Below are 18,686 nucleotides of genomic sequence, written 5' to 3'. Positions count from 1 at the left end.
GCCAATGGCGCAATTCGTCGTTCTGGAGAAAGAAGGCGCTGACGGCGCTGAAAACTCTGTCTTTGTGCGCGACGGATTCTATACTTTGGCGCTGATCCTGCCTGTTGTCTGGCTGTTGTTGCAGCGACTGTGGTTTGAGGCTTTTGCGGTTTTGGGTCTAACGATCCTGCTTGGATTTGCCGGTGCCATGCTTGGCATCTCCAATGCGGTTCCCCTGATCACCTTGGTGTTTTCGCTCTTTGTGGCGCTGGAAGGCGCCAACTGGAAGATTGCAAAACTCAAGCGGCAGGGGTTTGGCGAGAAAGCAGTCATCGATGCGGCTGATCTGGAAGAAGCGGAAATGCGCTATTTCTACGGTCTCGCAGATGCGGCGCAGCCAACCACGGCTCTCAACGAAACGCCTCAACCTAAATGGGCGCAAGAGGCCCCTCGTCCCACCTATTCCTCATTTGGCTCGACGATCGGATTTGTCGGTCATCGCGGAGAAAACTGAAAATGCGTGTTGCAATTATCGATTATGGTTCCGGCAATCTTCGCTCGGCCACCAAGGCCTTTGAGCGTGCAGCCCATGAAAGCGGTGTGAAAGCGGACATCGAACTCACAGCGGATGCGGATCGTGTGGCGAGTGCCGATCGCATCGTGCTGCCGGGTGTCGGTGCCTATGCCGACTGCCGCCGTGGCCTTCATGCGGTTCCTGGCATGGTGGAAGCACTGGACGATGTGGTTCTGAAAAAGGCGCATCCGTTTCTTGGCATCTGTGTGGGCATGCAATTGATGTCCGAACGCGGCCTTGAAAAGGAAGTGAGCGAAGGTCTCGGCTGGATTGCCGGCGATGTGCGTGAAATGACGCCATCCGACCCAACGCTCAAAATTCCGCAGATCGGCTGGAACAGGATTCACGTGAAACATTCGCACCCGGTCTTTGATGGTATCCACACCGGCGAAGACGGTTTGCATGCTTATTTCGTGCATTCCTATATGTTCGACGCGAAGAACAAAGCCGACGTGCTGGCCGTCACCGATTACGGTGGTGATGTGACTGCAACGGTGGGCCGCGACAACATGATCGGCACGCAGTTCCATCCTGAGAAGAGCCAGTTGCTCGGTCTCTCGCTCATTGCCAATTTCCTGAAATGGAAGCCTTGAAGATATGATCCTTTTCCCCGCTATCGATTTGAAAGACGGTCAATGCGTGCGCCTCAAGCTTGGCGACATGGATCAGGCGACCGTTTACAATGAAGACCCTGGCGCACAGGCCAAAGCTTTTGAGGATCAGGGCTTTGAATGGCTGCATGTGGTCGATCTCAACGGTGCCTTTGCCGGTGAAAGCGTCAACGGCAAGGCTGTTGAAGCCATTCTCAAAGCCACCAAAAATCCGGTTCAGCTTGGTGGCGGCATCCGCACACTCAAGCATATCGAAAGCTGGCTTTCCAAGGGGCTGCGCCGCGTCATTCTCGGCACAGTCGCCGTGCGCGATCCGGCGCTGGTGATTGAGGCCTGCAAGGAATTTCCGGGTCAGGTTGCCGTCGGCATTGACGCCAAGGGCGGCTATGTCGCGGTTGAAGGCTGGGCGGAAGCCTCTGAGCTTGGTGTGGTGGAACTGGCGAAAAAATTTGAAGGTGCAGGTGTTGCAGCCATTATCTATACCGACATCGACCGTGACGGCGTTCTGGCTGGCATCAACTGGGATTCAACGCTTGGTCTTGCAGACAGCGTTTCCATTCCGGTGATTGCTTCGGGCGGTCTTGCCTCCATGGAGGACATCAAACGCCTCGCCGCACCCGATGCCCGTAAGCTTGAAGGCGCAATTTCTGGTCGCGCGCTTTATGATGGCCGTATCAATCCGGCAGAAGCACTATCCCTGTTGAGGGCCGCAGCATGACACTCAAAGCACGCGTAATCCCTTGTCCCGACGTGAAAGACGGGCGCTACCGGCTGCCCGCAGCGAATAGTCCGGCGCAGGCCGGACCGCGAGGACAGGCAAAGCTAAAAAGAGACACGGCAGATCGAGGACAAAAATGCTGAAAGCACGCGTGATACCCTGCCTCGATGTAAAAGACGGCCGTGTCGTTAAGGGCGTCAACTTTGTCGATCTGATTGATGCCGGTGATCCGGTGGAAGCAGCGCGCGCCTATGATGCGGCGGGCGCGGACGAATTGTGCTTCCTCGACATCACGGCGTCTTCGGACAATCGCGAGACAATTTTCGATGTCATCGCCCGTACAGCCGAACAGTGCTTTATGCCGCTCACCGTTGGCGGCGGCGTGCGTCAGGTGGCTGATATTCGCAAGCTGCTGCTTGCCGGAGCCGACAAGGTTTCGATCAACACGGCTGCGGTCAAGAACCCGGAATTTGTTGCGGAAGCCGCTGATAAGTTTGGCAATCAATGCATCGTTGTGGCCATTGATGCCAAAAAGGTTTCGGGTGAAGGCGAGAGTGATCGCTGGGAAATCTTTACCCATGGCGGCCGCCAGACGACCGGCATTGATGCGGTGGAATTTGCGCAGAAGGTGGTGAGCCTGGGCGCCGGTGAAATCCTGCTGACTTCGATGGACCGTGATGGCACCAAGGCCGGCTATGACGTGGCGCTGACGCGGGCTGTTGCAGACAGCGTGCGCGTTCCGGTGATCGCTTCGGGCGGCGTTGGCAATCTGGATCACTTGGTGGCAGGCATCCGTGATGGTCATGCAACCGCGGTTCTTGCAGCATCCATCTTCCATTTCGGCACCTATACGATTGGCGAAGCCAAGCGCTATATGGCCGAGGCTGGCATTCCGATGCGGCTCGATCCGGTCCGTTGATTATACAGCATGTCGCGGAAACGTGGGAACCGGTTTTCCGATAACGCCATGCGCAAAAGCCTAAAGGAAATCCGATGAGCGAGTTCACCCTTTCCGACCTTGAACGCATCGTCGCAGAGCGTGCAAATTCAACGGATGGATCATCCTATACGGCAAGTCTTGTGGCCAAGGGCCAGACGCGCGCTGCCAAAAAGCTTGGCGAAGAGGCCGTTGAAACGGTGATTGCAGCCGTTGAGGGAAACCGCGCGGAAGTGGTCACGGAAAGCGCCGACCTGCTTTATCATCTGCTGGTGGTTCTGAAGATTGCAGACGTCCCGCTCAATGAGGTTCTTGCAGAGTTGCAGCGCCGCACGGCACAGACGGGCCTTGAGGAAAAGGCCGGTCGTTCGAAGGCGTAAATGCAGATCAAACACGAAGTGCTTGAATTGGCGTTGAGGGAGAGCAGCGACAATATGTGGGAAAAAATAGACCAGCTAACGCCGTCGCGTTACTCGCCTTACCGTTTTTTTTCGGCGCAAGAGTGGGCAGGCTTTCGCGCTGATACCCCCCTCACCCTTACCTATGAAGAAGTCAAACGGCTGCGCTCGCTGGGCGATCCGATTGATCTGGATGAAGTGCGGCGCATTTATCTGTCGCTGTCGCGCCTGCTCTATGCGCATGTGGAAGCAAGCCAGCTTCTGTTCCGCCAGCGCCAGCAGTTTCTCAATATGGAGGACAGTTTCAAGACGCCCTTCATCATTGGCATTGCAGGCTCTGTGGCTGTGGGGAAATCCACGACTGCGCGTATTCTCAAAGAACTGCTTGCGCGCTGGCCTTCAAGCCCGAAGGTCGATCTGGTGACGACGGATGGCTTCCTCTATCCCAACGCGATTCTGCGCGATCAGAACATGATGGAGCGCAAGGGTTTTCCCGAAAGCTATGATGTGGGCGCGCTTTTGCGTTTCCTGTCGGCGATCAAGGCAGGCATGAGCCGTGTGCGTGCACCGCTTTATTCGCATTTAAGTTATGACGTGCTGCCAGGCGAATATCAGATTGTCGACAAGCCCGACATTCTGATCTTTGAAGGCATCAATGTTTTGCAGGTCCGCGATCTGCCGGAAGACGGCAAAATGGTGCCCTTTGTCTCCGATTTTTTCGATTTCTCGATTTATATCGATGCGGAGTCGGAGCTGATCCACAAATGGTATATTGACCGTTTCATGCGTCTGCGTGAGACGGCTTTCGTCAATCCGCAGTCGTTCTTCCATCGCTATTCGCAGCTTTCTCAAGATGCGGCCCGTTCTATCGGCGAAGGCCTCTGGAACAATATCAACATGAAGAACCTGCGCGAAAACATTCTTCCCACCCGCCCCCGCGCCGATCTTATCCTGCGCAAAGGCAGCGATCATCTGATCGAAGAAGTGGCGCTTCGAAAGATTTAAATCTCAGGAAACCAGAATGGCGCAAGTGCTGGAAATGTATCAGGTGGACGCGTTCACCAAACATGTCTTCGCCGGAAACCCTGCGGCGGTTCTGATCCTGAAAGACTGGCTGAGCGATGCGACCATGCAGGCAATCGCTGCCGAAAACAATCTCGCGGAAACAGCTTTTGCATGCCCTGCAGAGGATGGCTGGAAGCTCAGATGGTTTACACCGACGCTTGAGGTCGATTTCTGCGGCCATGCGACTCTGGCAACGGCGCATGTTCTGGCTTGGCACCACAAGATTGATGGTGAACTGCATTTTCACACCCGCATAGGCGAGATCAGTGTTTCGCGCGCGGGCGACGATTATGTGCTTGATGTTCCATCCATTGCTCCCGACCAGCTTTCCGAGCTTCCTCCGTTCATAGCATCACTGTTTGAGAATGAGAGCGGAGCCACGTTCTTCAGAAATTTCGAGAATATCTATGTGCAGCTTGAGGATGAGGCTGCGGTCAGGGCTTTCGTCCCCGATCATATTCAGATTGAGAAACTGGGATCAGTCGGCCTGGTGATCACCGCGCGAGGATCGTCGCACGACTTTGTTTCGCGTTATTTTGCGGCGGGATCGGGTATCCCGGAAGATCCGGTTACTGGATCTATCCATGCGACGCTCGTTCCCTATTGGGCTCAAAAGATCGGGAAAAACAAACTGTCCGCTTATCAGGCTTCGGCCCGTGGCGGACATTTGGGATGTGAGCTGAAAGGCGACCGTGTCTTGCTCACCGGCAACGCCGTGACATTCATGAAATCCGAGATTTATATCCCGTAAAGAATAAGGGCGCCGAATAGTTCGGCGCCCTGATCGCTTTTGGGTCATTTTTGCAATCAAGCAAGCGGTGGAATGCGCAGCACCTGGCCTGGATAGATTTTATCCGGATGTGTCAGCATTGGCTTGTTGGCTTCAAAGATAATGTCGTTCTTTGCGCCCTTGCCTTTGCCATATTGGGCTTCGGCGATTTTCCAGAGATTGTCGCCCTTCTTAACCGTGTAGAAGACAGGTTCGGCACCGGTCGTCCCGGCATCGTCGACTTTTAGTTCAGAAGCTTCGACCTTGGAAACGCCCAGTGAGTTGCCGACGGCGATGATCGCTTTTTCAAAAGCTGACTGATCCTTCACATTGCCGCTCAGGACGGCTTTGTCGCCCTGCACGCTTACCTGCACACCATCGGTGCCGAGATTATGCGAATCGAGTTCCTTCTTCAGATCCTCGGCTTTGGGCTCATTTTCACCGAAGCCAAGCTTGGTTCCGACCGATTTCACGAAATCGAAAATTCCCATGGGCAAATCTCCTTGTTGTTAAGACCGTATCTTTCAATCAAACCCGTCATCGCAACCCGTGCGGCTTCCGGTTCGTCAATAGCCAGTAAGGTACAGCGCCCAACAAATTGGTCAAGTCCGGATTGTTCCCGGATTGTTCAATGAGTTCGGGCACTTAATTAGCATTTTAACAAGCTCTACCGGCCCAGATTGGTCTTCGCCAGCTCGACGATTTCATCGCCACGACCGCTGATGATGGCCTTGAGCATATAAAGGCTGAAGCCTTTCGCCTGCTCGGCCTTGATTTTGGGGGGCATGACAAGCTCCTGCTTGGCTGTCACCACATCAACCAGAACCGGACCATCATGGGCAAAAGCTTGCTTTAAGGCCTCCGGCAGATCAGCGGAATCCTCCACCCGGAATCCCTTGATACCAATGGCTTCGGCCATGGCTGCAAAATTCGGATTGTCGAGATCCGTTCCCGACGTCAGATAGCCGCCAGCTTTCATTTCCATGGCCACGAAGCCAAGCGAGCCATTGTTATAGACAATGATCTTGGCGGGCAGATTGAGCTGTTTCAGCGACAGGAAATCGCCCATCATCATGGTGAAACCGCCATCGCCGGACAGCGAAACGACTTGTCGTTCCGGTGCTGCACCCTTGGCGCCCAGCGCCTGAAGCATGGCATTGGCCATTGAGCCATGATTGAAAGAACCAAGCAGACGACGCTTGCCATTCATGGTGAGATAGCGCGCCGCCCAGACGGTTGGCGTGCCGACATCGGCTGTGAAGATCGCATCCGCATCCGCAATCTCATTGACGAGGCGGGTCAGATATTGCGGATGGATCGGCTGTCCCGGTTTTGACGGTACGGCCAGATCATCCAGTGCTTCGCGCGCCTTGGTATAATGCGTCTTGGCGGCATCGAGGAATTTCGTGCTGCGAGCGGATTTAAGCTTCGGCAGAAGGGCGGCGATTGTTTCCGCCACATCGCCCGTCACACCCAATGTCAGCGGCGCCCGCCGACCAAGCTGTGATGGATCATTGTCGATCTGAACGATCTTGGCCTTGTCGGGATAGAAATTGCGATACGGAAAACTGGTGCCAAGCATCAGCAGCGTGTCGCAGTTGAGCATGGCGTGATAGCCGGATGAAAAGCCGATCAATCCGGTCATGCCGACATCAAACGGATTGTCCCATTCGACATGTTCCTTGCCGCGCAGCGCATGGACAACGGGGGCTTCGAGCTGTTCGGCCAACGAGACCACCGCATCATGGGCGCCAGCACAGCCGCTGCCTGCCAGAATGGTGATTTTCTCAGACCCGTTGAGAATGTCTGCGAGTTTTGCGACATCCTGATCAGACGGAACCATCCGGGGAAGCGAGATCGGCGTCCAGTTTTGCTTGATCCCTTCGGGGGCTTGCTTGAGCGCCACGTCGCCCGGAATAACGATCACCGCCACGCCGCGCTTGCCAATGGCGGCACGCATCGCGCGGTTCAACACTTCCGGCATTTGTGCGGGATTGGAAACCAGCTCGACAAAATGGCTGCATTCACGAAACAGTTCCTGCGGATGGGTTTCCTGGAAATAATCCAGGCCAATTTCCGACGAAGGAATATGCGCTGCAATCGCCAGCACGGGTTCGCGGTTGCGGTGGCAATCAAACAACCCGTTGATGAGGTGCAGATTGCCGGGACCGCAGCTACCGGCACAAACGGCCAGTTCGCCGGTGACAGCCGCTTCCGCGCCGGCGGCAAAGGCTGCGGTTTCCTCGTGCCGGACATGCATCCAGTCGATTTTACCGAGCCGTCGCAGGCTGTCATTTAATCCGTTGAGGCTGTCACCGGTGACACCCCAGATACGCTTAACGCCCGCTTCGGCCAAGGTTTGAGCCAGAAGATCCGCAACAGTCATGCCCATGATCATTTCACCTTTTTCGCAATCTCACGCACTATCTAGTGCGCTTTGGCGAACAGGAAAGAATCAACTTCTTTTGATGTGCAGCAGCAGAATTGTTATGTCGTGCAGTCGCGAGATTTTGGCGCTCAGAGTGCGTAAAATAAAGGGAGCGCCCGTCTGGGTTAACGGCCAGATGTAGAGGCTTATTTCCCCTTTGACCTGTAAGCAGGTCTCGTCAACACACCTTGAGCCGAGCATTGGGCATTTACGTTTTTGGGCCGACCTGCACTCTGTGCAGAGTATCGGACGGCCCCATGGAAAATGAGCTTACTTGAAATCCCCTGTCATCCGCGAGGTCCGCACCTCAATGATGCGCATTCAGAAACGGATGACGCGCACGCTGTAAGGATAAAATCTTTTGCAACAGACCCTCTCTTATTGCGAGGTATTCAAATAATGAGCCCACAAATGAGGGCGCGCCTTCATCAAATCCATCAACATGATCGGGAGGACTATATCTTCGTGTCATAGATATCAGTTTATTAAAATGTAATTAGGTTTAAAATGGATACGTATTAACATCTCAAAATAATTAATAAATTGAATGGGATTATTATCATGGCAATAGTCGTTAAAGGGGATACTCTCCCAGATGAATGTGTAAGTGTAGTGAATGGATTTGGAATTGGATACAATGAACTTGCAGACGTTTATCTGATTCCAGGAGGGATTCAACTCCTTCCATCAGAGCAGTCTTATTATGAAATAGTATTTTTATCTGGAAGAAATGGGAGTTTAATAAATAAATTTCGTAGCCTAAGTCCTTCTAAAACCACTATAAAAGTCATATCTTATAATAATCATTATGTATTCCTCGGTTTGTATCCTTTTAGTGGTAATTCAGATATTCCGGAGGGTTTTGTTTCTGGTATAGGTTATGCATATTCAAGTGGAGCTGACATGAAAAAGATCAATGTTATTGATCTTCCTGGTGAGTTGAAAGATTCATGCTTTTATACAGTGACATATGATAAGAAAAATAGAAATTATTACTTCGGTGGTGTGTTGCCAGATTATGATGGTGCGGCTTATGTTATAATTGATGAAGTAGAAAAGAAATACAAAGGTTGTATAAAAATAAAATCTCATATAAATATTACTGCATTTCAACCGCTATGCAGCAATAATGGTGTGTTGTACGTTCCTTCAAATACGCCTGGTAAGGTATATAATTGCATAGATAAATATGATGTACATGGAAATGTATTTATAGGTTCTATAATAGCGATCAATACTTTTGACTCTTACTTAACTATTCACGGAATTAATTTAGATGATTATAATAATATATTGTATATTATTGTAACTTATAAAGATATTGGTAATAATTTTACTGAAGTGCAAATTTATGATATTAATAAAGGGGAGTTTATTGGTCATTTCTTATTGAATCTAATGCTCGCAGATGGGCAGAGAACATATTTAGATTCAAAGCTAAAAAGACTTTATTTATGTAGTTCAGAAAATATGATTGTTGTTGTTGATTTAAATAAAAAGAAGATAGTTAATACTATAAAAATTGAAACTAATGGACGAATTTGTTACTTCATATACTCTGAGCGTAATAATTCTGCACTTGTGATAACAGATCTAAATTCTCCAGATTCTTTATTGCAATGCTTTATTATTAAGGACATTAATACAGTAGATTCTACGGTCCTGTCGTAAAGTACTGGATATGCGAAAGGCGTGATTATTTCTGGGCGCACTTATGCTGCGCGGTCGGCAAAGGGCTGGATTGGCCAGCTGGTTTTTTGGATCATGTGAGCCAATCCTATCCCTGAAAGGTATCTGATACCCTATCGCTTCATAGCCGCATGATCGACGCATGCGCTTGGTTCTTCGTTGGTTTTCTGAAGGTTGCGATAGGAACCTGAATAGCGAGCATAAAAGAATACCGCATTCAGGATGATACTTTTGTGAAAGTGCTCCCTTTGAAATCCACTGTCATTTCTTTGTATCTCGCTCAATTATGCGCACTCGCGAGCGAATAGTGCATTAAGGGTGAAAATTTTGTACGAGCCGCCGTGGGGGCGAAACACGCTTCTTTTGATGTGCAGCAGCAGAATTGTTATGTCGTGCAGTCGCGGATAAAACGCGCAAGATAGGCGTCAAATTCCGCTGGCTGCTCGCGGAATGGCGCATGCCCTGCATTGTCAATCACGTGGGTTTTTGCTTCCCAGAGATTGCCGAATTTCACTTTTGAGACAAAAGCGAGTTCGACAAAAGGTTCGTCGCGACCATTGACGACTGCAATGGGAAGCTTTGCGCTGGCGACGATGTCGCGCTGGTTGCCGCCAGATCCAGCGGCAAATTTTTCAAACATGATGCGGCGTGCGCGTCCGTCAGTGCGGGCAACAATATCAAGAAGTGATGCATCGAATGGCTCGCCGCAGGTGCTGCGTGCATAAGATTCCACGTCACGCTCGGAAAACACCTCCTGCCCGGCAAGCGCCATATCAGGCCCGCTCTTGAACCCCTGCCCCACTTCCTCACGCGCCACAGGCGGTGTTCCGGTAATCATCAGGCCGCGCATGTCAGGATAACGGGCAATCATCTCGATACCGATATGGCCGCCAAGCGACCAGCCGAAAACAACGGCATCGGCAATGCCGAGCTTTTGCATGACCTCCGTCATTGCATCTGCATAGCCATCCATCGAATAGCTGCGATCAGGATCAATCGCATCTGCGGATTTGCCATGGCCCGGAAGATCAGGCGCAATGACACGCCATTTTTTGCCAATTTCACCTTCAAACTGTGGTGCAAAAATCGCGCCCGAACTTGAATTGCCATGGATCATCAGGAGGGGCGCGCCCGCGCCTTCACTTTCACGCACAGCAATGCGGCCATGGCTGGTTTCAAGCTCGTGATAATTGATTGTCATGTTGTCTGTTCCCACAGTCTGGAAATTTTAGTCAAAGGAAACCTTGCCACGGCCTTTTTTGATATCCGAGCGCCCGGATTTGGCTTTGAGGCGGCGTTCAACCGAGCCTTTGGTTGGTTTTGTTTTTCTGCGCGGCGGCGGTGGCGGAACGGCTGCTTCTTTGATGAGCGCAATCATCCGCTCGCGCGCATCTTCCCGGTTGCGTTCCTGCGTGCGAAAACGATTGGCCTCAATCAGAACGTCCCCATCCTTGGTGCCTTTCTGACCGGCAAGCTTGAAAAGTCGCGAAAGCACATCTTCGGGCAGGCCGGAGCGTGCCGCATGAAAGCGCAGCTGTACGGCAGTGGAAACCTTGTTGACGTTTTGACCACCCGGACCGGATGAGCGAATAAAGCTCTCCTCCAGATCGTCCTCGTGGATCGTCAGGCGGTTGGTGATGCGAATGATGTTGCGGCTTTCTTCCATGCTAAAAGTGATACACCGCTTTTTATCCGTTAGACAAAAGAAAAACCCGGCCTTTCGGCCGGGCTTTCCCTCCTCCTCAGGATGAATATGCTTATTCAGCCGCAATCTGGGTTGCAGGCGCTGCATCCCGCACGTCGTGATCGACATGGCTTTCGAATTTCTCGAAATTGGCTACGAACATATCGACAAGCTTTTGGGCCTGTGCATCGTAAGCGGTTTTGTCGGCCCAGGTCGAACGTGGATTGAGAATGGATGTATCCACGCCTGGCACTTCAACCGGAACCGCAAAGCCGAAATTCGGATCGGTACGGAACTCCGCATTGTTAAGCGAACCGTCAAGCGCTGCCGCAAGAAGTGCGCGGGTTGCCTTGATTGGCATACGCTTGCCGGTGCCATAAGCGCCACCGGTCCAGCCGGTATTGACCAGCCAGCAATCGACCTTGTGTTCGGCGATCAGCTTGCGCAGCAGATTGCCGTATTCCGATGGATGGCGCGGCATGAACGGCGCGCCAAAGCAGGTCGAGAATGTTGCTTCCGGCTCGGTCACACCCTTCTCAGTACCGGCAACCTTGGCGGTATAGCCTGACAGGAAGTGATACATGGCCTGTGCTGGCGTCAGCTTGGCAATCGGAGGCATCACGCCGAAAGCATCAGCGGTGAGCAAGATGATGTTCTTCGGCTGACCGCCCTTGCCGCTCGCAGAGGCATTCGGGATGAAGGGAAGCGGATAGGCGCAACGGGTGTTTTCGGTGAGTGAGCCGTCATTGAAATCCGGCTGGCGATTTTCATCCAGCACAACATTTTCCAGAACCGTGCCGAATCGCTGCGTGGTCGCATAAATTTCCGGCTCGGCTTCTGCCGAAAGACGAATCGTTTTTGCATAGCAGCCGCCTTCGAAATTGAAGACGCCATGCTCGCCCCAGCCATGTTCGTCATCGCCGATCAGCGTGCGGCTTGGATCGGCAGAAAGCGTGGTCTTGCCGGTGCCCGACAGGCCGAAGAACACAGCCGTGTCGCCGTTCGGGCCTTCATTGGCCGAGCAATGCATCGGCATGACGCCCTTGGCGGGCAGAAGATAGTTGAGAACGGTGAAGACGGATTTCTTCATTTCACCGGCATAAGACGTGCCGCCGATCAGAACGATCTTGCGGGTAAGATCGACCGCAATCACCGTTTCTGTACGCACACCATAGCGGGCAGGATCAGCCTTGAAGGAAGGCAGATCAATGATGGTCAGTTCAGGCACGTAAGATGCAAGCTCTGCTTCTTCCGGGCGGATCAGCAGATTGCGGATGAACAGCGAGTGCCATGCATATTCGGTGACAACACGGGCATTGATCTTATTGTCTTTGTCGGCGCCGCCAATCAAATCCTGTACGAAAAGCTCCTTGCCCTTCGCATGTTCGATGAAATCGGCATGAAGAAGCTCAAAAGCTTCCGGCGACATCGGCTTGTTGTTGTCCCACCACACCTGATCATCGGTGTTGGCATCGCGAACCACGAATTTGTCTTTTGGCGAGCGGCCTGTGTGCTGGCCGGTGCGTGCAACAAGCGCACCCTGCGCAGAAAGCTCTGCTTCGCCACGGCGAATGGTTTCTTCATAAAGCCGTGCGGGTCCAAAATTATAAAAGACTGCGGACAGTTCCTTCAATCCTGAAGTCGCAATGGAAGCGGCAGTGTTGTGAATGCCGGTCTCTTTCATGGTCTCTCCGCCATCTGGTTCGAAAGTTGGTTGGCCCCTTTGTCATCGGGATGGCAGTCAGAAGCAGATTAATTAAATTAAATCAAATATTTAATCGATTTAAAAAAATTGAAAATTTTTTAAATCGTTTAATTTTTCGGTTACGATGACGATCTCCAGTCTGAAAATGTTCGGCTCAGCATGAACCAAGCAACACGATTCGAAAGATCGCATTTCTGTGAAGTTAAGCGGCTGCCACATTTTGTACCTAATTTGTACTGCAAAAGCGGCGTGACTATAATAAGATCAACGCTGACAGGCGTTTGTAATTTCTACCGCCACCGTGATCGGGGCGGTTTAAAAAAGGAGAAGGTCCGCATGAAGGAAGCTTCGGCAACGCAGACAATCGCGCTGGTCGACGATGACCGCAACATTCTGACCTCCGTTTCCATTGCTCTGGAGTCGGAAGGCTATCGCGTGGAGACCTATACCGATGGAGCGTCCGCTCTCGATGGTTTGATGACGCGTCCGCCCAACCTTGCAATCTTTGATATCAAGATGCCGCGTATGGATGGCATGGAACTGCTGCGTCGCCTGCGCCAGAAGTCTGACCTCCCCGTCATATTCCTGACGTCTAAGGACGATGAGATCGATGAATTGTTCGGCCTGAAGATGGGCGCGGATGATTTTATTACCAAGCCGTTCTCGCAGCGTCTTCTGGTCGAGCGTGTAAAGGCTGTTCTGCGCCGTGTTGCGGCGCGTGACGGCACTGCAAAGCCATCCGGTCAGCAGGCCAAGTCGCTGGAACGTGGCCAGCTGGTCATGGATCAGGAACGCCACACCTGCACCTGGAAGGGCGAGCCGGTCACGCTCACTGTCACCGAGTTTCTCATCCTGCATTCGCTTGCCCAGCGTCCAGGTGTTGTGAAAAGCCGTGACGCGCTGATGGATGCGGCCTATGATGAGCAGGTCTATGTTGATGACCGCACCATCGACAGCCACATCAAGCGCCTGCGCAAGAAGTTTAAGGCGACAGACGATGATTTCGAAATGATCGAAACGCTTTATGGCGTTGGTTATCGTTTCCGCGAAGCATAATATAGTTTACGAGGTTGCCGGGCCTGTCTCAAAGACCCGGCAACTTTTGACAAAGCTACTATTGAGAAAGTTAGATTGAAGCGACATGGTCGCCGAAACCCGCAAAGACAGTGCGATTAGCATGAGAGAGCGCAGGGCGCGGCGGCAACGCTCGCTTTTTCTGCGCAGGCTTTTTGCGCCTTTGAGCCGGTTTCTCGGTCAGTTTCTGTTTTCGAGCCTGACGCGCCGCATCCTGTTTCTCAATCTTGCAGCGCTGGCCGTTCTGGTCTCCGGCATTCTTTATATGAACCAGTTCCGTGAGGGGCTGATCGACGCCAAGATTGAAAGCCTGCTCACGCAAGGCAAGATTATTGCCGCCGCCATTTCGTCATCAGCAACTGTTGATACCAATTCACTGATGATTGACCCGGAAAAACTGCTGGAATTGCAGGCGGGGCAAAGCATCACGCCCTCACCCGATTCGCCTGATAACTGGGAATTCCCGATTAATCCGGAAAAAGTGTCGCCGCTGCTGCGTCAGTTGATTTCACCCACCAGCACCCGCGCGCGCATCTATGATCATTACGCCAATCTGCTGCTGGATTCCCGTTCGCTCTATGCGCCGGCTTTTGCATCGGGCGGCCCGGTTTTCCGTTATGATCTTCCGGCGATTGAGGAAGATACGCCCAGTGTATGGGAACGCTTTACCGGCTGGTTTTCACGCCTTTTCTATGGGGGCGGTCTGCCGCTCTATCAGGAGCAGCCGGGTGGCAACGGCCTCGCCTATCAGGAAATCGTGCGCGCATTGAGCGGCTCACCGCAAACCGCACAGCGGCGCAACCAGCAAGGCGAGCTGGTTGTTTCGGTGGCCGTTCCCATCCAGCAATCACGTGCCATCCTTGGTGTTCTGCTGCTTTCCACAGAGGGCGACGATATTGATAAGATCGTGCAGGGCGAACGCATGGCCGTGTTCCGTGTGTTCGGCGTTGTCGCAGCTGTCATGGTGATTCTGTCGCTGTTTCTGGCCTCAACCATTGCAAGCCCGTTGAGAAAGCTCGCCGCGGCGGCTGACCGCGTGCGCCTTGGCGTGAAAAGCCGTGAGGAAATTCCCGATTTCTCCGAACGTCAGGATGAAGTCGGTCATTTGTCCACCTCCATTCGCGCGATGACCGATGCGCTTTATACGCGCATTGAAGCGATTGAGAGTTTTGCAGCCGACGTCAGCCATGAGCTGAAAAACCCCCTCACCTCGCTTCGTAGTGCGGTTGAAACGCTGCCACTGGCCAAGAATGATGATTCGCGCAAACGCCTGCTCGACGTCATTCAGCATGACGTGCGCCGCCTTGACCGCCTGATCACCGATATTTCGGACGCATCGCGTCTGGATGCGGAGCTGGCGCGCGAACATTCCGACCGTGTTGATATGCAATCACTGCTCAACAACATCGTGACCGCTGCGCGTGAAGTCCGCCGCAACAAGGTTGGCACAGAGATCGTTCTCAATACCGGCAAATTACCCGCTGGCAAGAAAGGCTTTTTCGTGGCCGGGCATGATTTGCGTCTGGGGCAGGTGGTCAGCAATCTTATTGAAAATGCACGGTCTTTCGTGCCGGAAGATACCGGACGTATTGTCGTCACCCTGAGGAGGGAAGGCAATCGCTTGCAAGTCTTGGTCGAAGATAACGGTCCCGGCATTCCGATTGAAAACATTGAACGTATTTTTGAGCGTTTCTATACTGATCGCCCGGCTTCAGAAGCGTTCGGCCAGAATTCCGGCCTGGGGCTGTCGATCAGTCGCCAGATTATTGAAGCCCATGGCGGTACGCTGAGCGCAGAAAACATCATGGATTTGGATAATCGATCTGAAATGAAGGGTGCGCGCTTCATCATCGATCTGCCAGCGATTTCGTGATGCCGACATGACGCCCGAACAGGAAAAAAGCGGCCTTCATGCAACAACGGTTCAGTTGCGTGGCCGCGGTGTCATGCTGATGGGAAAGTCTGGTGCAGGCAAGACGGAACTGGCCCTCACGCTTATCGAACGCGCCACGCTGCGTGGTGAGCAGGCCGCGCTTGTTGCCGATGACCGAACCTTGCTGCATGTTGAAGACGGCAGACTGATCGCCAGCGTTCCCGAAGCGCTTGCCGGTGGTGTCGAGATTCGCGGTGCCGGGCTTTTCACGGTTGCTTATGTGAAACACACACCTCTTGATCTGGTGGTGATGCTTGTCGGCCCGGACGAGGCAGAACGCTATCCGGGCGATAAAAAATGGCATTTTGAGGGGATCGGGCTCAAGCGCCTGTTGCTGCCCGCCCTGTCGTCGAATGGTGATTCTAACGCGCTTTCGCGCGCAATAGAGGCCACTTTGTTCTCCAAACCATGGCCGTGAGAATATTCGGCACTGATTTTTAACGCTCTTGCTAAAAAATCTGCCTAACGCTGCGGCATTTTGCTTTTTTCAAGGCATCGCTGAGATTTTTCACTTGCTATCAGGATTTGCCCTGCCAAGATGCACAACTCACCGGCGATGTCCGGTAGGGTTTTTGTGTCATTTGCACCCGGCAGCGGGGTGAAGCGGCGGGCACACGACAGGAGCTTTGAAAGTATGATCGGACTCGTGCTTGTTACGCACGGAAGGCTGGCCGAAGAGTTTCTCCATGCTGTTGAGCATGTGGTCGGCCCGCAAGACAATTTCGAGACCGTATGTATCGGTGCCGAAGATGACATGGAACAGCGTCGCCGTGACATTGTTGATGCGGTGGAACGTGCCGATACGGGCAGTGGTGTTATCGTTCTCACCGATATGTTTGGCGGTACACCGTCCAATCTGGCAATTTCAGTGATGGAAGAAGGCAAGATCGAAGTGATCGCAGGTGTGAATCTGCCGATGCTGATCAAGCTTTCCAGTGTGCGCATTGGTGGCGATATTAAAGCGGCCTTGCGCGAAGCGCAGGATGCGGGGCGCAAATATATCAATGTTGCAAGCCAGGTGCTGACAGGAAAATAATTCATGCATCCCACTGTGGCCGTGACTGGCGAATATGATGCGGAAAGCGCTGTGTTCCGGTCTTTTGAGATCGTCAACAAGCGCGGACTTCATGCGCGCGCATCTGCAAAATTTGTGCAGCTTGTCGATAGTTTTAATGCACATGTACGCGTCAGCAAGGACGGCATGACTGTGGGGGGAACCTCCATCATGGGCCTGATGATGCTTGCAGCCTCGCCCGGTTGCTGCATCGATGTCAGCGCATCGGGCGAACAGGCTGAGGCCGTGCTTGATGCGCTTGGCGGCCTGATTGCCGATAAGTTCGGCGAAGAGGCCTGAAAGACCAATCTCCGCGATAAGTTGATATGCACACATAAAGAACTCTTTATGTGGCATTGTGCTGCGCATGCTGATCTGCTAATCAGGTCGCCAGCCGAGGCCCGTTCCCTTTTCCGGATCCGGGCTTCTCAAGCATGTTTGGGAACAGGGGCAACCGGTTTTCCGAGAACGACATGCGCAAAAGCAAGAAGATAGAGCGAGCGTATCGGCTACGATTATGCGCGACACGCTCTAAGCAAATTTGATTGGAGCAGATGATGACCGCAAGTCAGGATTTTGTCGTCAAGGATCTCAGCCTCGCCGATTGGGGCCGCAAGGAACTTGATATTGCTGAAACCGAAATGCCGGGCCTGATGGCTGCGCGTGAAGAATTCGGTCCGACACAGCCGCTCAAGGGCGCGCGTATTTCCGGCTCGCTGCACATGACGATCCAGACCGCCGTGCTGATCGAAACGCTGAAGGCGTTGGGCGCGGATGTCCGCTGGGCTTCGTGCAACATTTTCTCGACACAGGATCATGCAGCCGCAGCAATTGCGGCCACCGGCACGCCGGTTTTCGCCATCAAGGGCGAAACGCTTGAAGAATACTGGACCTATACCGACAAGATCTTCCAATGGCCGGATGGCGAACCATCCAACATGATCCTCGATGATGGTGGCGATGCCACCATGTATATCCTGATCGGTGCGCGCGCTGAGGCTGGTGAAGACGTTCTTTCCAAGCCGGAAAGCGAAGAAGAAGAAGTTCTCTTCGCGCAGATCAAGAAGCGTATGGCTGAAACACCGGGCTTCTTCACGCGCCAGCGTGATGCGATCAAGGGTGTGACCGAAGAAACCACCACCGGCGTCAACCGTCTTTATCAGTTGCAGAAAAAGGGCCTCCTGCCCTTCCCGGCAATCAACGTCAATGACAGCGTGACCAAGTCGAAATTCGATAACAAATATGGCTGTAAGGAATCGCTGGTTGACGGCATTCGTCGCGGCACAGACGTCATGATGGCTGGCAAGGTTGCTGTTGTCTGCGGTTATGGCGATGTTGGCAAAGGCTCGGCAGCATCGCTCGCCGGTGCCGGTGCACGCGTGAAGGTCACGGAAGTTGATCCGATCTGCGCACTACAGGCTGCAATGGACGGCTTTGAAGTCGTAACGCTTGATGATGCGGCTTCGACTGCCGATATCGTGATTTCGACGACCGGTAACAAGGATGTCATCACGCTTGATCATATGCGCAAGCTCAAAGATATGGCGATTGTTGGCAATATCGGTCACTTTGACAATGAGATTCAGGTTGCAGGCCTGCGCAATCTCAAATGGACCAATGTGAAGCCACAGGTTGATCTGGTTGAATTCCCGGACGGCAAGCGCATCATTCTTCTGTCGGAAGGTCGTCTGCTGAACCTTGGCAATGCAACCGGTCATCCGAGCTTTGTTATGTCAGCCTCTTTCACCAATCAGGTGCTGGGTCAGATCGAACTCTTCACGCGCACCGATGCGTATAAGAACGAAGTCTATGTTCTGCCGAAACATCTTGATGAGAAGGTCGCGCGTCTGCATCTCGACAAGCTTGGTGCCAAGCTGACGGTTCTTTCCGAGGAACAAGCTGCTTATATTGGCGTCACTCCACAGGGCCCATTCAAGTCAGAACACTACAGGTATTAAGTATCTGTTAACCATACTGCTACATCTTGTAGGCCGGGCATCATAAAGTTGCCCGGCCTTTATTTTTACACCGAACACGCTTCACGTGGATTCACGGGGAGGGTATTGTG

19 protein-coding genes are annotated in these 18,686 nt (G+C 52.8%); 14 read left to right on the top strand and 5 right to left on the bottom strand.

Annotated features, from left to right (window positions below; translation table 11 throughout):
- The first annotated feature begins 4 nt into the window (after nucleotides 1-4).
- The 7 genes from VBH83_RS01455 (at nucleotide 5) to VBH83_RS01425 (ending at nucleotide 5,033) form a co-directional block, all read left to right on the top strand.
- Entirely contained in the window at nucleotides 5-493 is a 489-nt protein-coding gene (locus tag VBH83_RS01455; RefSeq protein WP_265982453.1) for a DUF2628 domain-containing protein, read from the top strand.
- Between the two features lie 2 nt (nucleotides 494-495).
- Entirely contained in the window at nucleotides 496-1,146 is a 651-nt protein-coding gene (hisH, locus tag VBH83_RS01450) for an imidazole glycerol phosphate synthase subunit HisH (protein ID WP_265982454.1), read from the top strand.
- Between the two features lie 4 nt (nucleotides 1,147-1,150).
- Complete coding sequence (gene hisA, locus VBH83_RS01445; protein WP_265982455.1) at nucleotides 1,151-1,882, top strand: 1-(5-phosphoribosyl)-5-[(5-phosphoribosylamino)methylideneamino]imidazole-4-carboxamide isomerase; 732 nt, start codon at nucleotides 1,151-1,153, stop codon at nucleotides 1,880-1,882.
- 136 nt (nucleotides 1,883-2,018) lie between these two features.
- Nucleotides 2,019-2,801 carry an imidazole glycerol phosphate synthase subunit HisF gene (gene hisF, locus VBH83_RS01440; protein ID WP_265982456.1) on the top strand — a complete coding sequence of 261 codons (783 nt, stop codon included), beginning with the start codon at nucleotides 2,019-2,021 and terminating at the stop codon, nucleotides 2,799-2,801.
- 74 nt (nucleotides 2,802-2,875) lie between these two features.
- On the top strand, nucleotides 2,876-3,199 hold the full coding sequence (locus VBH83_RS01435) for a phosphoribosyl-ATP diphosphatase (RefSeq protein ID WP_265982457.1): 324 nt from the start codon (nucleotides 2,876-2,878) through the stop codon (nucleotides 3,197-3,199).
- Nucleotides 3,200-3,253: 54 nt separating this feature from the next.
- Nucleotides 3,254-4,222: a type I pantothenate kinase gene (gene coaA / locus VBH83_RS01430; protein ID WP_265983805.1), complete on the top strand. Its 969-nt coding sequence runs from the start codon at nucleotides 3,254-3,256 to the stop codon at nucleotides 4,220-4,222.
- A 16-nt stretch (nucleotides 4,223-4,238) separates the two neighbouring features.
- Nucleotides 4,239-5,033, top strand: a complete 795-nt coding sequence (locus VBH83_RS01425; protein WP_265982458.1) for a PhzF family phenazine biosynthesis protein — start codon at nucleotides 4,239-4,241, stop codon at nucleotides 5,031-5,033.
- A gap of 56 nt (nucleotides 5,034-5,089) precedes the next feature.
- On the opposite strand, the gene lysM is transcribed toward VBH83_RS01425, so the two are convergent.
- Both lysM and poxB read right to left on the bottom strand, forming a co-directional pair.
- Nucleotides 5,090-5,542, bottom strand: a complete 453-nt coding sequence (gene lysM / locus VBH83_RS01420; RefSeq protein WP_265982459.1) for a peptidoglycan-binding protein LysM — start codon at nucleotides 5,540-5,542, stop codon at nucleotides 5,090-5,092.
- Between the two features lie 176 nt (nucleotides 5,543-5,718).
- Nucleotides 5,719-7,443, bottom strand: a complete 1,725-nt coding sequence (gene poxB / locus VBH83_RS01415) for a ubiquinone-dependent pyruvate dehydrogenase (protein ID WP_265982460.1) — start codon at nucleotides 7,441-7,443, stop codon at nucleotides 5,719-5,721.
- A 597-nt stretch (nucleotides 7,444-8,040) separates the two neighbouring features.
- On the opposite strand from poxB, the gene VBH83_RS01410 reads away from it, so the two are divergent.
- Entirely contained in the window at nucleotides 8,041-9,150 is a 1,110-nt protein-coding gene (locus VBH83_RS01410; RefSeq protein WP_396996010.1) for a hypothetical protein, read from the top strand.
- A gap of 403 nt (nucleotides 9,151-9,553) precedes the next feature.
- Here VBH83_RS01410 and VBH83_RS01405 read toward each other — a convergent pair whose 3' ends face one another.
- From VBH83_RS01405 to VBH83_RS01395, 3 genes are all read right to left on the bottom strand, one after another.
- On the bottom strand, nucleotides 9,554-10,369 hold the full coding sequence (locus tag VBH83_RS01405) for an alpha/beta fold hydrolase (RefSeq protein ID WP_265982462.1): 816 nt from the start codon (nucleotides 10,367-10,369) through the stop codon (nucleotides 9,554-9,556).
- A gap of 27 nt (nucleotides 10,370-10,396) precedes the next feature.
- Nucleotides 10,397-10,834, bottom strand: coding sequence for an alternative ribosome rescue aminoacyl-tRNA hydrolase ArfB (gene arfB, locus VBH83_RS01400; protein WP_396996008.1), 438 nt, complete (start codon nucleotides 10,832-10,834; stop codon nucleotides 10,397-10,399).
- A 91-nt stretch (nucleotides 10,835-10,925) separates the two neighbouring features.
- On the bottom strand, nucleotides 10,926-12,536 hold the full coding sequence (locus VBH83_RS01395) for a phosphoenolpyruvate carboxykinase (RefSeq protein WP_396996006.1): 1,611 nt from the start codon (nucleotides 12,534-12,536) through the stop codon (nucleotides 10,926-10,928).
- Between the two features lie 357 nt (nucleotides 12,537-12,893).
- On the opposite strand from VBH83_RS01395, the gene VBH83_RS01390 reads away from it, so the two are divergent.
- From VBH83_RS01390 to ahcY, 6 genes are all read left to right on the top strand, one after another.
- Entirely contained in the window at nucleotides 12,894-13,613 is a 720-nt protein-coding gene (locus tag VBH83_RS01390; protein ID WP_265982464.1) for a response regulator transcription factor, read from the top strand.
- Nucleotides 13,614-13,698: 85 nt separating this feature from the next.
- Nucleotides 13,699-15,504: a sensor histidine kinase gene (locus VBH83_RS01385; protein ID WP_265982465.1), complete on the top strand. Its 1,806-nt coding sequence runs from the start codon at nucleotides 13,699-13,701 to the stop codon at nucleotides 15,502-15,504.
- A 7-nt stretch (nucleotides 15,505-15,511) separates the two neighbouring features.
- On the top strand, nucleotides 15,512-15,982 hold the full coding sequence (locus VBH83_RS01380) for an HPr kinase/phosphorylase (protein WP_265982466.1): 471 nt from the start codon (nucleotides 15,512-15,514) through the stop codon (nucleotides 15,980-15,982).
- Nucleotides 15,983-16,198: 216 nt separating this feature from the next.
- Nucleotides 16,199-16,600 carry a PTS sugar transporter subunit IIA gene (locus VBH83_RS01375; RefSeq protein ID WP_265982467.1) on the top strand — a complete coding sequence of 134 codons (402 nt, stop codon included), beginning with the start codon at nucleotides 16,199-16,201 and terminating at the stop codon, nucleotides 16,598-16,600.
- 3 nt (nucleotides 16,601-16,603) lie between these two features.
- Complete coding sequence (locus VBH83_RS01370) at nucleotides 16,604-16,918, top strand: HPr family phosphocarrier protein (RefSeq protein ID WP_265982468.1); 315 nt, start codon at nucleotides 16,604-16,606, stop codon at nucleotides 16,916-16,918.
- 257 nt (nucleotides 16,919-17,175) lie between these two features.
- Entirely contained in the window at nucleotides 17,176-18,576 is a 1,401-nt protein-coding gene (gene ahcY / locus VBH83_RS01365; protein WP_265982469.1) for an adenosylhomocysteinase, read from the top strand.
- Nucleotides 18,577-18,686: the final 110 nt, after the last annotated feature.

Source organism: Ochrobactrum sp. S1502_03, from assembly GCF_044435015.1.
Classification (GTDB): Bacteria; Pseudomonadota; Alphaproteobacteria; order Rhizobiales; family Rhizobiaceae; genus Brucella; species Brucella chromiisoli.
Note: the sequence above shows the minus strand (reverse complement) of the source record. Positions and strands in the feature narration are given on the sequence as shown.

Coding starts and splice junctions, on each gene's coding strand:
- VBH83_RS01410 (WP_396996010.1), top strand. CDS start 8,041: ATGGCAATAGTCGTTAAAGGGGATACTCTCCCAGATGAATGTGTAAGT.
- VBH83_RS01425 (WP_265982458.1), top strand. CDS start 4,239: ATGGCGCAAGTGCTGGAAATGTATCAGGTGGACGCGTTCACCAAACAT.
- hisH (WP_265982454.1), top strand. CDS start 496: ATGCGTGTTGCAATTATCGATTATGGTTCCGGCAATCTTCGCTCGGCC.
- ahcY (WP_265982469.1), top strand. CDS start 17,176: ATGACCGCAAGTCAGGATTTTGTCGTCAAGGATCTCAGCCTCGCCGAT.
- VBH83_RS01435 (WP_265982457.1), top strand. CDS start 2,876: ATGAGCGAGTTCACCCTTTCCGACCTTGAACGCATCGTCGCAGAGCGT.
- VBH83_RS01395 (WP_396996006.1), bottom strand. CDS start 12,536: ATGAAAGAGACCGGCATTCACAACACTGCCGCTTCCATTGCGACTTCA.
- coaA (WP_265983805.1), top strand. CDS start 3,254: ATGTGGGAAAAAATAGACCAGCTAACGCCGTCGCGTTACTCGCCTTAC.
- VBH83_RS01455 (WP_265982453.1), top strand. CDS start 5: ATGGCGCAATTCGTCGTTCTGGAGAAAGAAGGCGCTGACGGCGCTGAA.
- VBH83_RS01390 (WP_265982464.1), top strand. CDS start 12,894: ATGAAGGAAGCTTCGGCAACGCAGACAATCGCGCTGGTCGACGATGAC.
- VBH83_RS01385 (WP_265982465.1), top strand. CDS start 13,699: ATGGTCGCCGAAACCCGCAAAGACAGTGCGATTAGCATGAGAGAGCGC.
- VBH83_RS01380 (WP_265982466.1), top strand. CDS start 15,512: ATGACGCCCGAACAGGAAAAAAGCGGCCTTCATGCAACAACGGTTCAG.
- VBH83_RS01405 (WP_265982462.1), bottom strand. CDS start 10,369: ATGACAATCAATTATCACGAGCTTGAAACCAGCCATGGCCGCATTGCT.
- hisF (WP_265982456.1), top strand. CDS start 2,019: ATGCTGAAAGCACGCGTGATACCCTGCCTCGATGTAAAAGACGGCCGT.
- arfB (WP_396996008.1), bottom strand. CDS start 10,834: ATGGAAGAAAGCCGCAACATCATTCGCATCACCAACCGCCTGACGATC.
- VBH83_RS01370 (WP_265982468.1), top strand. CDS start 16,604: ATGCATCCCACTGTGGCCGTGACTGGCGAATATGATGCGGAAAGCGCT.
- lysM (WP_265982459.1), bottom strand. CDS start 5,542: ATGGGAATTTTCGATTTCGTGAAATCGGTCGGAACCAAGCTTGGCTTC.
- poxB (WP_265982460.1), bottom strand. CDS start 7,443: ATGGGCATGACTGTTGCGGATCTTCTGGCTCAAACCTTGGCCGAAGCG.
- VBH83_RS01375 (WP_265982467.1), top strand. CDS start 16,199: ATGATCGGACTCGTGCTTGTTACGCACGGAAGGCTGGCCGAAGAGTTT.
- hisA (WP_265982455.1), top strand. CDS start 1,151: ATGATCCTTTTCCCCGCTATCGATTTGAAAGACGGTCAATGCGTGCGC.